Annotated in this window: 7 protein-coding genes; 3 read left to right on the top strand and 4 right to left on the bottom strand. The window is 42.2% G+C overall.

The window, feature by feature from the left end; translation table 11 throughout:
- The first annotated feature begins 106 nt into the window (after positions 1-106).
- Genes QQK00_RS06130 through QQK00_RS06120 form a run of 3 tightly spaced genes read left to right on the top strand, consistent with a single transcriptional unit; the run spans position 107 to position 6097 of the window.
- Positions 107-3364 (top strand): DUF1553 domain-containing protein, encoded by a 3258-nt coding sequence (locus tag QQK00_RS06130; protein WP_284216598.1) that lies wholly within the window; start codon positions 107-109, stop codon positions 3362-3364.
- Positions 3365-3366: 2 nt separating this feature from the next.
- Positions 3367-4848, top strand: a complete 1482-nt coding sequence (locus tag QQK00_RS06125; protein ID WP_284216597.1) for a DUF1501 domain-containing protein — start codon at positions 3367-3369, stop codon at positions 4846-4848.
- Positions 4849-4891: 43 nt separating this feature from the next.
- Entirely contained in the window at positions 4892-6097 is a 1206-nt protein-coding gene (locus QQK00_RS06120; protein ID WP_284216596.1) for a c-type cytochrome domain-containing protein, read from the top strand.
- Positions 6098-6215: 118 nt separating this feature from the next.
- Here QQK00_RS06120 and QQK00_RS06115 read toward each other — a convergent pair whose 3' ends face one another.
- The 4 genes from QQK00_RS06115 to QQK00_RS06100 all read right to left on the bottom strand — a co-directional run bounded on the left by QQK00_RS06115 (position 6216) and on the right by QQK00_RS06100 (position 13923).
- Complete coding sequence (locus QQK00_RS06115) at positions 6216-7961, bottom strand: carbohydrate-binding protein (RefSeq protein ID WP_284216595.1); 1746 nt, start codon at positions 7959-7961, stop codon at positions 6216-6218.
- Positions 7962-8158: 197 nt separating this feature from the next.
- On the bottom strand, positions 8159-9658 hold the full coding sequence (locus QQK00_RS06110; RefSeq protein ID WP_284216594.1) for a tryptophan halogenase family protein: 1500 nt from the start codon (positions 9656-9658) through the stop codon (positions 8159-8161).
- Complete coding sequence (locus QQK00_RS06105; RefSeq protein ID WP_284216593.1) at positions 9651-11210, bottom strand: tryptophan 7-halogenase; 1560 nt, start codon at positions 11208-11210, stop codon at positions 9651-9653. The genes QQK00_RS06110 and QQK00_RS06105 overlap by 8 nt, the downstream gene beginning before the upstream one ends.
- Positions 11211-11358: 148 nt before the next feature.
- A complete protein-coding gene (locus QQK00_RS06100; RefSeq protein WP_284216592.1) occupies positions 11359-13923 on the bottom strand; it encodes a hypothetical protein in 2565 nt (854 codons plus the stop codon).
- Positions 13924-13925: the final 2 nt, after the last annotated feature.

Below are 13925 nucleotides of genomic sequence, written 5' to 3'. Positions count from 1 at the left end.
CTATATTGTTAAAAATAATTGAAATAAATATAAATTTAAGGAAACAAATTTAACATTCATGACAATATTTTAATATAAATGACAATTTAGAGTATGAGCGGTAAATATGAGAGTACGACTGTACTTATTGACTAAGCCAATTTGGGTAGCAATTGCTTATATTGGTTTAGTTGCATGTAACAGCGAGCAACAAACGCAATCAAGTGTTTTTGGTGAGAGTTTTAATCCAAATGAGTCAATAAGTTATAGTTTGCAAGTAAAGCCAATTTTGTCTGACCGTTGTTTTGCTTGTCATGGGCAAGATGCCGACAATCGCAAAGCAGATTTACAACTTCATTCACCAGAAATGGCTTATAAAAAGTTTAAAGATGGTTCTCAAGCAATTGTCCCGGGTAATGCAGAATTAAGTGTCGTGTATCAACGACTCATTTCCGAAGATCCAGATTATATTATGCCGCCGCCTTCATCCCACACAACGGTTACTCAGCAAGAAATACAAATAATTAAAGCTTGGATAGATCAAGGAGCAGAGTATGAGAAGCATTGGGCGTATATTCCACCAAAGAAAGCAGCGTTACCCAAAATAGAAAGTGACTGGCCGAGTAACGACATTGACTTTTTCACGCTGCGTAAAATGCAACAAAAAGGTTTAACTCCTACACAAACATCTGATAAGGCGACATTAATTCGCCGTGCATTTATTGATGTAACAGGAGTTATCCCTACGGCTGAACAGATGGATAAGTACTTGCGTGATGATTCAGAAAATGCTTATGAAACTTTACTTGAGGATTTATTTGCGTCGCCCCGCTATGGCGAGAAAATGGCTAGCTATTGGCTGGAGTTGGCGCGATATGGAGATACGGATGGTTACCAAAACGATGGTCCACGAAATATGTGGCCTTGGCGCGATTGGGTGATAAACGCTTTTAATGAAAACATGCCATTTGATCAATTTATGACGGAGCAACTTGCTGGAGATTTGTTGAGTAACCCGAGTAAATCGCAAATAATCGCCACTGGTTTTAATCGCAATACGTCTTTAAACAATGAAGGTGGCATTATTCCTGAAGAATTTAGGGTTGAATATATTGCCGACAAAATAGATGTGACGTCTACTACATTTTTGGGACAGACCATGGCGTGTGCCCGTTGTCACGATCATAAATATGATCCACTGTCCCAAAGAGATTATTATAGAATGTTTGCATTCTTTAATAATACAGCAGAAACGGGAAAGGCTAATGGTCTAACGTCTAAGCCTTATGTTCATTATTACGCTGAGGACGAGAATAGACAGTTAGCTGAGCGGTTGATAAAAAAAATCAATGCCATTGGTAGTGATTTAAAAATATTTGAAAATCAGAACGACGTTCAATATAAAAGTTCTTCGTTTGATAAAGCGCTAGTAGACAGCTTGAGTCATGATAAGGGCAGATATTTTGCGTTTGATAAACGTTATAACAGTAAAAATGAAAATATCGACCTTGCGAATACCTTGATTGTGCCTGGAAAATACGGTAACGCCCTGCGCTTTTCTGCAAGTGGAAAATATACTGGGTTCTTACAATCACGTCACCGCCCGAGCTTTAAGAATAATCAAGCCATTGGCGTAAGTCTTTGGACTCGCAGTCCTACCGATGATGAACTAGCCATTCTCGACAGCATCCCAGAATATCAAGATAAAACCGCTGTGAAACTCAATTCAGCGCCTTCTAAAGGGTTCAAGCTTGCGTCGATGCTATCACATACTACGAACAGGGGATTTGACCTAAGCTTGAACTTGCAAAATCAGTTGGAGTTTACAGTAATCAATGCCTGGCCTGAATCAGCTTTAAAAGTGGTTTCTCACTCTTTACCTGAAGACAATGCGTGGCAACATGTTTATGTTCAATATGACGGAAATGGAAAAGCCTCTGGTGTCGGCCTGTTTTTAAATGGAAAAAAGCTTCAGAGCAAAGTGATTCAAGACAATTTAAGTGGTGATACCGATCCCGGTTGGACTCGATTGAACTTTGGCGCGACGCCTTTTAGTGAGCCAAATAAATACCGCGGCAGAGATATTGATGAAGTACGCTTTTTTGAAACAACTTTAAATGAGAAAACTGTAGCACAACTTGCAAGTTTGTCTCCTTGGGGACTAGAGGGTAATCGCAATGAAGCGTACCCAACAGAGCAATTAAGTAGTAATAAACTCTACTTATCTGAGAAATCGGAGTATTTTATCGCTCAGGAAAAGCAACAGCGTTTAGAAGGATATCATTCAGTTGTTGCTATGGTAATGCAAGATGTTGCGCCAACTGAAGACCCTGTTCGCCCTACATATTTGCTTAGCAGAGGGGACTATAGTCAGCCAGAGAAATCTGAAATTCTGCAAGCCAACATTCCTTCATATTTTGGTGACTTACAAGGAGAGTACCCTCAAAACCGATTAGGACTGGCTAAATGGTTAGCTTCAGACGACAATCCGTTGACAGCGAGGGTAATGGTTAATCGATTGTGGCAAATAATCTTCGGCAGGGGGATTGTCACTACCTCAGAGAACTTTGGCAACCAAGGTGAACTGCCATCTCATCCTAAACTACTTGATTGGTTAGCGATCGAGTTTAAACAATCAGGTTGGGACGTTAAGTACATGATGAAGTTAATGATGTTGTCAAGTACTTACAGGCAAAGTTCAGATATTCCGGGAGGTATAACACCTAACGACCCCGAGAACATTTTTCTTGCACGGGGCACTCGCGCTAGGATGAGCGCTGAAGCAATAAGAGACAGTACGTTGCAGGCTTCGGGTTTGTTAGTTGACGAGCTAGGTGGCCCTAGTGTCAAGCCTTATCAACCGGATGGTTTGTGGGAAGCGATTGCGGCCAAAGGTACTTACCAACAAAGCAGTGGTAAAGGACTTTATCGACGTTCGATTTATAGTTATTGGAAACGTACAGTGGGTGTGCCTTCCATGACTTTATTTGATGCTTCAACAAAAGATTATTGTGTATCTCGTCGGCAAAGTACAAATACTCCCTTACAAGCACTGTTGTTACTTAATGATCCCCAGTATGTTGAGGCGGCTCGGGTATTAGCCCATAAAGCCTATGAACACACTTCTGGGTCAGAACAACGAATTAATTATATTGCAAGAAGTTTGCTAAACCGAGATCTAGGAAGCGAAGAAATGCAGGAATTGTTGCGCTTCTATGATGAAGTTAATCAAGAGTTTATTACCGATCCAGAGCGTGCTCGTGCATTACTGAATGTGGGGGCTTACAACAGCGAGATAACAAACGAATATCAGGCTGATATTGCTGCCTACGCAGTATTAAGTTCTGCAGTTATGAATCTTAGCGAATTTATTACGAGACAATAATAATGACGAATGCTAAATCTATAAGTCGCCGAGAATTTTTGCGGTCAGGTGCTGGTTTAATGGCTGGTGCGGCTGCAATGAGTGGTGGTGTGCCAATGTTAGCCAATGCGGGGATAGATCATGGTTATCTTGGCTCTCCTCACTTTTTACCTAAAGCAAAACGCGTTATTTATCTATTCCAAAGTGGTGCGCCATCTACACAAGACTTATTTGACTACAAACCATTGTTACGAGAGCAGCACAAACAAGAATTGCCGGATTGGGTGATCAACGGACAACGCCTTACCGGGATGACTGCAGATCAAAACTCTTTCCCCATTTGTGGCTCTAAATGGGATTTTAAACAATATGGCGAAAACGGCGCATGGTTTAGTGATTTATTGCCAAATATTGCGGGAATAAGCGATGATTTGTGCATCATCAATTCGATGGCGACAGATGCCATAAATCACGATCCGGCAATAACCCTTATGCAAACGGGTTTCATGTTACCTGGGCGCCCTAGTTTTGGTGCATGGGTAAGCTATGGCTTGGGGTCACAGAATAATAGTCTACCTTCATTTATTGTAATGACTTCGAGAGGTACGGGCAGACCAAATGGCCAACCTTTATATTCGAGGCTTTGGGGAAGTGGATTTTTGCCATCAGATTATCAAGGTGTGCAATTTCGTTCGGGAGCAGACTCGGTTTTATACCTCAACAACCCTAGTGGAATTGAGGGGCTTACACGCCGCAGAATGCTCGATACGATCATGAAACTTAATCAAAAAGAATATCAGCGTAGTGGTGACCATGAAATTTTATCTCGTATATCTCAGTACGAGATGTCGTATCGCATGCAAGATTCTATACCTGATGCAACTAATTTAAAGGATGAGCCTGAGCATACCTTTAAACTTTACGGTGAGGACGCGCGGACGCCAGGTACCTATGCAGCAAACTGTTTAATGGCACGTCGTCTTGTCGAGCGAGATGTCAGATTCATACAGTTATATCACACTGGATGGGATCAACACGGCAATATGCCAGGAGCATTGCCTAAACAAGCAAGAGATGTCGATCAGGCAACCGCTGGTTTAATTACCGATTTGAAACAACGTGGGCTGTTAGACGATACGCTTGTGGTGTGGGGAGGAGAGTTTGGCCGTACAAGTTATTGTCAAGGTGAGTTAACAGAAAAAAATTATGGTAGGGATCATCATCCCCGGTGTTTCACTATGTTTATGGCGGGAGGAGGAGTCAAATCCGGCTTAATATACGGTAAGACAGATGACTATGGATACAACATTGTGAATGCTGATGGACAACCCATTGCGGGAGATAAACATCACTACGTACCAGGTGTTGTGCATATTTATGACCTGCAAGCCACGATCATGCATTTATTGGGGATTGATCACACTGGCCTAACATACAAGTATCAGGGACGCCGTTTTCGTTTAACTGATGTGCACGGTCATGTAGTTAAAGAACTATTGGTTTAGCTCCGAGCTAAATGTTTTATTTAGCTGATTTCGAGGTTTTTATATGGACTTAATACAATTTTTAGGTCGTTTTCATGTTCTCTTATTGCATTTACCCTTAGGCATTTTGTTAATGGTGGCCTGTTTAGAGATTTATGCAGTTTATAAAAAACAAGCGCGTCCCCCCTTAGTTAAGACTGTATGGCTGTGGGGAGCAATAAGTGCTGCGGGAGCTGCTTTGCTGGGTTATCTTTTGTCGCTTGGCGGCGGATATAACGAACAAGCCATTGCTACCCATAGGAATTGGGCAATAGGCGTAATTTTGTGTGCATTTCTTTGCTGGTTTTATTTTGGAAAGATATCGACGAAAGATGAACACAAGCATCGAAAATCTATCGTCAGTTTATCTTTACTCCAGTTGTTTTTATTATTTGCGACAGGGCACTATGGTGCAAATATGACACATGGTGAAACGTTTCTTGTGGAGCATGCGCCGAATTTTGTAAAAAAACTAACAGGCATGGAAGTGCAAGGTGATAATCCCAGCTCGTTAGACGAGGCTAGTGTTTATCCTCATATCATTGAGCCAATATTGCAGCAACGCTGCAGTAGTTGTCACAATGACTCAAAAGCAAAAGGTGAATACAGTGTTGCCAGTTATGAAGCCACTATGATGGCGGTGGGAACAAGGGGGGGATTAGAAAATAGTGAGCTATACAGACGAATCACTCTGCCTGAATACCATGACGACTTTATGCCTGCCGACGGTAAAACGCCCTTAACTGAGCAACAGGTGACATTGATAGGTTGGTGGATCGAAAATGGCGCGCAAAATATTACTAGTGTGAGTAGCTTAAATACAAGTGAAGATTTAACTAGTTTGCTTATTGAAACGCTTGGGCTTGGCGAGCTGAAAGTGATTAAAACGATAGATGAGATATCACCACAGTTGGTTGCCGAACTCGAGCAAGCGGGTTTTCATATTAGTAGAGTGCAACAAGGAAAGCCTTATGTGAGTGTAATTTACGCTGACTATGCCAAGGAGTTTAGCGACGAAAAACTGCAAAGTTTGCTTAAAATTAATGAACATCTAATGTGGTTAAAGCTTAGTAAAAGTTCAATTACAGATACACAATTGTTAAGGTTTGCAAGTGCTGGAAACCTGCTAAATCTCGATGTATCTCACACTAAGCTTAGTCAGGAGGCTATCGATAAACTCCAAAAAAGTAACGAAAAAATGGTTATTAATAGCTTCAATACGCAAGGCTAGTGTCGCCAATAGAAAGTACTACCCCTCTGTCGAAAGAGTCACGTAAACATGTTTACTAAGAAAAAAACCGGCGAGTGATTATCACTGCCGGTTTGTATTTGTAAATCAGAACTAGTGATTACTCATCGATTAATTTCCATGTACGCACCCAGTCAATGTACATAGTATTGTTATTGTCATCCAAAAGTTCTTCTTTTTCGGGCAGTCCGCCTACCCAAGGTGAATCCTGAGTCCAAAGATCCCACAGCAATTGTTGGTCTAATGTAAAGGATTGGTCTGTGGTTACTAAGCCCGCTTCTTCACCATTCAAGTAAAATTGGACCGTATTTGCGTCCTTCCACCATGCACCAAATACGTGATATGCCTCATTCCAAGCAATCCCTTTTAAGGTGTTTTCGTCAGACAAGTCTCTGTTGCTAACGTTATCATCTCGGCGCTCGGTCACGCCATTTTTGACGATAAAGTATTGAGAGGCCATTTTCCATGGAAAATCAGCGTACACAAATTGATTCAAGTTACCGCCAACGCCAGTGTAGGACGGTTTAGCGTTATTCTCGATAATGTCAATTTCATCTCGATTGTCCGCATCACCGTTGTTCAACCAAAACGTATTGTAGGCTGATATGTAGGAAGCTTTTATGCGGCTTTCTGTGTACATCGGGAACTTAATTTTATCAACTGAAACAACACGTGCGGTTTCAAACCACTGTGTATTCGTTTCGTGGTCAGGCGCTAACGTCGCTTTTATCCACATATTACCGTCGCTAACACCGGAGTTATCAGCTTGCATATCTACAGGTGTGTCAGCATAGTTCCAAAACGATTTTGCCCATTTACTGGCATTGAAATCGCCTTCAAATTCATCCGATAAGCTTTCTACTTTCTCCCAACGTTTACCTGCTGGGGTAGTCTGACTAAAGGTCACAAATGAAGGGAGGCTAGGGTTTGCCATATTCACATCGATGGTATTTCCGGTATGCTGGCAACCCGTTGCATCTGCTACAACGTCGCTGGAAGTATCAGGGCATTGATCGACGTCATCTTTAATGCCATCATCATCTGAATCAAGTTGTGACGCAGCACAACCAACGGCATCAACAGTTTCACCGTCAGGTGTGTTTTCACACGCGTCGTCTAAATCGCCGACACCGTCATCATCCGTATCGACGCTAGTATCGACGTCGCCTACGCGAGTAAATTCTAGGTAATCAGTATTAAATTGGAAGCCCGACGTCCCAGCACCTACGAGACGAATCGTATTGTCGCCAGCCGTCCAGATATTAAATTGAGCACTGGCTTTAAAGTCTTCAAATATGCCCCAATCACCAGTAGATATTTGCGTTTTACCAATGGAAACAAGTCCTGTCTTTTTCGCGTTACTGACCAGCAATTCAGCCGCTGCGTCAGATTCGGGCGTCGCGGCCCTGTATGATACTTCGTAAAGGCCGCCTTTATCGATGTTAATCACGAATTCAACGTAATCACCAGCGTTAAACCAGTTAATAATGTCGCCATTTCCGCGCTCAATTCGACCGTCACCACCACTAGCAACAAAGTCTTCTGCTTGCAAAATAAAGTCACCTGATACAGGCGTGCCTTCTGGCTCTGGTTCTGGCTCTGGTTCTGGCTCTGGCTCTGGTTCTGGTTCTGGCTCTGGCTCTGGCTCTGGCTCTGGCTCTGGCTCTGGTTCTGGTTCTGGCTCTGGTTCTGGCTCTGGTTCTGGCTCTGGTTCTGGTGCAGGATCAGGCATAGGTGCTGGCGTAGGTTCAGGCGCTGGTGTGGGATCTGATGAAGAGGAACCACCACAAGCCGTAATGACACTGATGGCAATTAAGCTCAGTGCTAGTGTTTTAACTTTAATCATTCTAAATACGTCCTTTGTTACTTCTAAACTCAGTGTGCATCAATATGATAGCGTTATCATATTTACAATAAAGTAACATTAGATAAAATGTTTTGCAATGAAATACATAAGACCTAGTGAGTGAAAATAGTGTGGTTTTTACTTTAAAAGTCAATAATATCAAACATATAACTATCATATGTACACAGTCGTCGATGTTAAGGTTTCAAATTTTCTAGCGAAAGTTTATGACTTTTAAAATGTGTGGCACTGATGTTAACAAATTGCTTTATGCGTTCAATATTTACGTTTACGTTGTCGGGCGCTACTTTTAGTGTTCGTTCATTTGTCGTCGAATAGAATCCTTTACCAGCAAGTAAATACACCCAAGCTTCTAGACTAAATAATTGCAAGCTAACTTTTTCTTCGTTCAATACATGCGCTATGTTTTCACCGCGTTGCCAAGCATTAATTAGTCGTTGTAATCGCCTGTTTGGTGTAAATGATCGTGCTGCATGCCAGTATTTACTGTCAGTTCGACTATTTGCCAAGTAGTGTAGTTCGATATAGTCTCGAGTACTGGTGAATCTAGCTTCGAGTTTTTTATTGTAAATATCACGGTTAGCATCGCTATAATTTGCATCCTCTATCGCGCTTACTAGGTCAATGACGCTTTGAGTAACAAAATGTAACGCCGTGGCTTCTAAAGGCTCTACAAAGCCTTGAGCTAGACCGAGGGCTGCACAGTTTTTTTCCCAACCTTTGGCAAACCGTCCAACGCGCATTTTTACGTGATTTACAGGCGTGCCTTCGGGTAAATTTAAGTGTTCTAGTAATTCTATTGTGGCTTGTTCTGGACTTATGTATTTACTGGAGTAAACATACCCGTTGCCGTATCTATGCGTTAACGGGATTTGCCAAGCCCAACCGGATGACAGCGCAGTGGAATATGTTGCACTGGGAATTGAACTGTCCATTTCGGTAGCGACGGTAACCGCTGCGTCATTTAATAAGGTGTCATTAAAGCTGATGTATTCAACGCCGAGCGCTCTGCCAAGCAACATCGATTTGAAGCCACTGCAATCGATAAAAAGGTCGCCTAAAAATTCGGTCCCATCGTTAGATATTATTGAAGCGATAGCCCCTGTATTGTCTAGTTTGACGTCAGAGATGGTCGCGACGGTATGCTCTACACCAAGTTCAATTGCTTTGCTTTTCAAAAAATCAGCTAATAAACCGGCGTCAAAATGATAAGCATATGCTGATTTAAACAAGTAGTTTTCTGATGATATTGGCGATTTATCTTCTTGGTCAAGTTTGCTAACCACCGAAAATACATCAGGGTGAGCATACGTATTAAAACCTTGTGTTCTTAACGCGATGCTAGTTAAAAGTGCTTGTTTGTGAAATGCATCAAGTTCTGAATAGAAAGGATGAAAATAGTCTTCATGACCGTCTACAGAAGACCATTGTTTAAAGCGGATACCGTTTTTATAAGTTGCGTTGCACTTAGGCATCCATTCATGTTCAGGAATGCCTAAGGCGTCAAAGAAGTCTGCGATGGATGGCACAGTGCCTTCGCCTACACCGATTGTGCCGATTGCATCAGACTCAATGACCTGAATGCGAAAGTTTTTGTGCGCCCATTTTTTAGCGATATATACGGCGCTCATCCAACCAGCGGTGCCGCCACCTAAAACGACGATATTTTTATACATTGTCTTCCTCGCTCACTGCGCTATTTTCAATTGTTTTTTGGTCGGCGGGTTTGTCGAAACTGTCATTTATCGGCGTGAAGTTATTACTATAACCTTCAAATCGGCGTTTCATTTCGTATACTTCTTTTTCAATTGCGTTTTCATTGACGTGCTTTTGGAGGTTTGATTGTGGAAAATGATCTAAGCCACAAAAGAGTGCATACCATGCTTGCTCGCCTATTATATCTGCTACTGACAAAGCGTTTAGATCTTCCCCTTTACGCCATAAGGCGAGCATTGCTCCTGATACTTCGCTCAATAGTGTGTTGTCTTGAGGGATGAGCCAGTACGGGAAATCTAGTTTGCTTTGCAGCAACAAACTCAAATCACCAAACGCTCGACAGTACTCATATCGCTTTGTAACGCGCGCGTTAAATGCCGCCTTTATTTCATCTTCGTTTGCATCTATTTGTATGCTGTCAACAAAATCAGTCACCGAGAGCATTAAATGCTCAATACTGCTTACGACAGGTAGTTGATTAAAACCTGCTGTTAACCCAAGGGCGACACAATTGCCTTGCCATGGTGCTGCGACAAGGTGTTGGCCTGAAGAGTACAAGTTAAGGCTGGCGACGTTGGTATGCTTTTTATTTTGTATGTAATCCAGCAACTCAGTTTTTGCGTCTTCATCACTCGTATATTGAGAACTGTAAAAGTACTGAATTTCAGTGATTTGTTCAGTGTTGCATATAGTTAAAAAGCCGGCTTTCATGGCGACGCAGGTAATTTTTCTGTCTTGATGGGTGTTTGTTAGTGTTGCACTTAGGCATCTATTATTTTGTCTGATTTTCGGCAACTGCTTTTGGCAGTAGCCGGGTAACTTAGACGTCAGTATCTGGCTAAAACCCGAGCAATCAAATATATATTCGTTGTCGTTACCGTCACCAAAATCTTCTGAAAAGATGTTTCCAGACGTATCAAGCCTAAAATCAAATGTGTCTTTGCGGTCTATTTGTATATGGTTGTTCTCAGCAATTTCGACGAGTAATTCATGGAGTGCGTTCGAATCGACTTGGTAGCCGTTTTCTATAGCAAAAGGAAAACTTTCTGAAGTTATTTGTAGTTTCTTTGCAGACAAATAATGAGAAAAGAAAAAGTCGTTTGTGTCTAAGCGTAGATCAAAATGTTGACGCTTTAACGATGAAATCTCTTGAAGTAATGGATGAAAAAATATATCAGCCTCATGTTTTTTGGGAATAATAAATTCAGTATTTGACCATTCATCAAACTCAGTCGCGATAATTGGGACGGCCTTGAGCGTTTTTAAGTATTGGGCTTCTGGTACTTCATAATGGGTAAGTAATTGATTTAGCTGCTTATCAACTAAGCTAATGTTTGAATGCGGCGTTGGGTTTGCGATATTGACGATTCGTATATTAACGAAATCTCTATGGTACGCTTTTCTTAGTATTAATGCCGTTATGAGGCTTTCGATATTTAGGCCAACAATGGCGATATTTTCTGGAATTGGTAACACTTGTAGGCCTTCGTTAACTGCGTGTTGTTGCGTCAAATATATATGATTCGTTCACCATTCAAAAGTCAGTATCAACAACCTATATGCTTTAAATTAAAAATAAACCCCGAACCGAACTCGCACACTAGCTCGGAACGAGGTTTATTGCACACACAACTGTATAGTTGAGTTTTACTCCACTAAATTAATAACGAGGAACAGGATAGATATTAATATTATCTAGCTGAATCTCTGAGTTTGGTGGTAATTGCAGTCGTACTTCAACTTCTGCGTCAGACCAGTTGAAATTCAGATCTGAATTCACTGGGCCTTGAGAGTCAAACGCATCACTGCCAGTATCCAGGTGGATAAAATACGTGTTCCACGCAGTATTCGATGGCTCGCCCACTTGCAGACGTCGAGTGAAATTGTCAGACCCGTTTACTTCACTAAAGCTCCAATTAAATGGGAAAGAGGCCATTGACGCCGTTCGGGCATCAAATTGCACAATGTAACGAATGCCTGACTTTACTTTTCCTTGAGCAAAGTTGTCAGCGTCCAACACTAATGCGCCGCCTGTGTCACCCGTTTCAATCTGCAAGCCATACTCTACGCCGTCAGGATCTGGGTTACGGTTAGCTTCTTCTGTTACCGCAAGTGTTGCGCCGTCGCCTTCCACTTTCCAGCCTTCATTGCTGTTAGCATTGAAGTTACCAAAAGGTATAAGCTGCCTTTCAAGCGGGGATTCAAATTTAATCAACCTAAAGTCATCAAGTACCCAGTCAGTATTCACTTGTACCGTAAAGTTAAAGTCTGGTGTCGAATCTTTATCGAAGAAATTAGACGCAACATAAGTCGCAATGCGCTCACCCCATTCAGTAACAGGCGCTTCATTGCTGCCTAAGAATCTGAACTCTAAGATGTCAGAATCGCTAAACACGCCGTTTTTGTTTAAGAACGTTTGAATACGCGTATCTGCTGCAGCGTTAGGATCAAGGCTTTTTGAGAAGTAACTCAAGTAGAACCTATTGCCTTCAACAATTTCACCTTGAGTAATGCCCGATCTATGCATTGCTAGGAAGGTGGCTTGGTCACCAATTTGCGCACCCCAATCGCCTGAATGGGCGGCGTCAGCGCTAACACTGAGTAAATCGAAGCTATTTGCCGACCACTGCCATACCCAGCCCGATTCCGGTGTTGGATTTTCCTGACCATTACCGATAGAACCAGGACCTTGTTCAAAGCCAGGATCCTTGTATATCAGGTTAGCAGCTTCGCCGGTTATCTCTATATCTACGCGGCGTTCTTGCGATGCAAGTTCACCATCAGATAATACATAAGTATACGAAAGGGTTTGTGTTTCACCTTCTGCTAAATTGGTAAAGGCATAAGGGTCAATCGTCACAAAATTTTCTTTTGACAGGTCGACACCATATTGCTCTTCACTGCCTGGCAGTGGTGTGAGGTTAACAACACTTATACTGTCGCCATCAGGGTCAACCGACCCATCTCGTAAATCCACTTCCGTAATGAAGTCATTCGTACCGATAGATAATGCTAAGTCGCTATCAAAAATAGGTGCATTAAATTCATTCGCGCCTAACACCGTAATGGGTATAGAACGTGTCGTAAAATTATCGCCATCAGTGACTTGATAAGTGATTATGACCTCTTGATTCTCACCGCCTGCTAGGATGTCAGCGTAAACAGAAGGGTCTATGGTAAGCGTAAACTCAAACTTCTCAGTGAGAGGATTAAAAACTTGTGAGGTCGACGCAAAGTTTTCAGGCACTTCCGAGCCGTCTAGCGTTGTTACCGCCGCATTCACAACTGAAATCAATTCAGGTTGGTACGTCTGTCTGCCGTCGTAGAGTTCTGTTAGGTCACCAAATTCTTCGGCTATATTTTCCGTGTTAAACACGTCTGGGTCGAATACACCCTCTAACATGTCAATAGTAACAACATCGCTTTTCTCTGAGATTTGTGACGCCATCTCAGGGATTGGTACAAACTCGCCACCTTCCATGCGTGGTGAGCCGTCATCTTCAACTTCAACAAATAATGGCGCACTATCCCAACCGTCAACAGTGACTTTGACAATGCGGACTATCTCTTCTTCACCATCGGTTACAACGTAACGCATGTGCATTTGAGCGGTTTGCGTATTTCGTAACAGGGGGGCGAATAAACGAGGAGATACTCGTAATTCGCTTTGGCGTAAATCAAATCCGTATACCGGTTCGTCTATTAATGGCAAGTTTTGCGCTTCACGAATTCTGGTAATGTCAATGAAGGTTAAGCCTTCTTGACCCGCTGAGTAACCAAGTGGCTCTAAAATGTCATCGCAGATAAAGTCAAACTGCACTGCATTTGACAAGGTGTCAGAACAGTCAGGTCCTGGCCAGATAAACTCAACTTCTTTGACTGAAAGAACATCACCGTCAGGGTCTGAAACTCCTTCAAGTAGGTCAACTGTAAAATAGTCAACTCGTTCCGCTGACGCATTAATTGGGTTTGTAAAAAAACGTACCCGCTCGGAAACATTTATTTCCCATTGCACGTCTTCGCCATTTTCGACCACAGCGGTTGTAAAATCGCCATTGGCAATTGCAGTTTCACTTACTACATCGGAAAAGTCTTTCGCCTCAACAACAGTTCTATCGAATACCGGTGCAGAATTTGGGGCAGATGAATCACCATCAGAACCGCCACAGCCAGTTAGTGCAGTAACTACCGCTGTAGCTAGCAAACTTTTATGTGTAAATTTCATAT

The organism is Agaribacter marinus, from assembly GCF_030160655.1.
GTDB lineage: Bacteria > Pseudomonadota > Gammaproteobacteria > Enterobacterales > Alteromonadaceae > Glaciecola > Glaciecola marina.
The sequence above is the reverse complement of the archived record's forward strand: the minus strand, read 5'-3'. Positions and strand labels throughout refer to the sequence as shown.

Excerpts from the sequence above, each read along its gene's own strand:
- QQK00_RS06130 (WP_284216598.1), top strand. The coding sequence starts at position 107 with ATGAGAGTACGACTGTACTTATTGACTAAGCCAATTTGGGTAGCAATT.
- QQK00_RS06125 (WP_284216597.1), top strand. The coding sequence starts at position 3,367 with ATGACGAATGCTAAATCTATAAGTCGCCGAGAATTTTTGCGGTCAGGT.
- QQK00_RS06120 (WP_284216596.1), top strand. The coding sequence starts at position 4,892 with ATGGACTTAATACAATTTTTAGGTCGTTTTCATGTTCTCTTATTGCAT.
- QQK00_RS06115 (WP_284216595.1), bottom strand. The coding sequence starts at position 7,961 with ATGATTAAAGTTAAAACACTAGCACTGAGCTTAATTGCCATCAGTGTC.
- QQK00_RS06110 (WP_284216594.1), bottom strand. The coding sequence starts at position 9,658 with ATGTATAAAAATATCGTCGTTTTAGGTGGCGGCACCGCTGGTTGGATG.
- QQK00_RS06100 (WP_284216592.1), bottom strand. The coding sequence starts at position 13,923 with ATGAAATTTACACATAAAAGTTTGCTAGCTACAGCGGTAGTTACTGCA.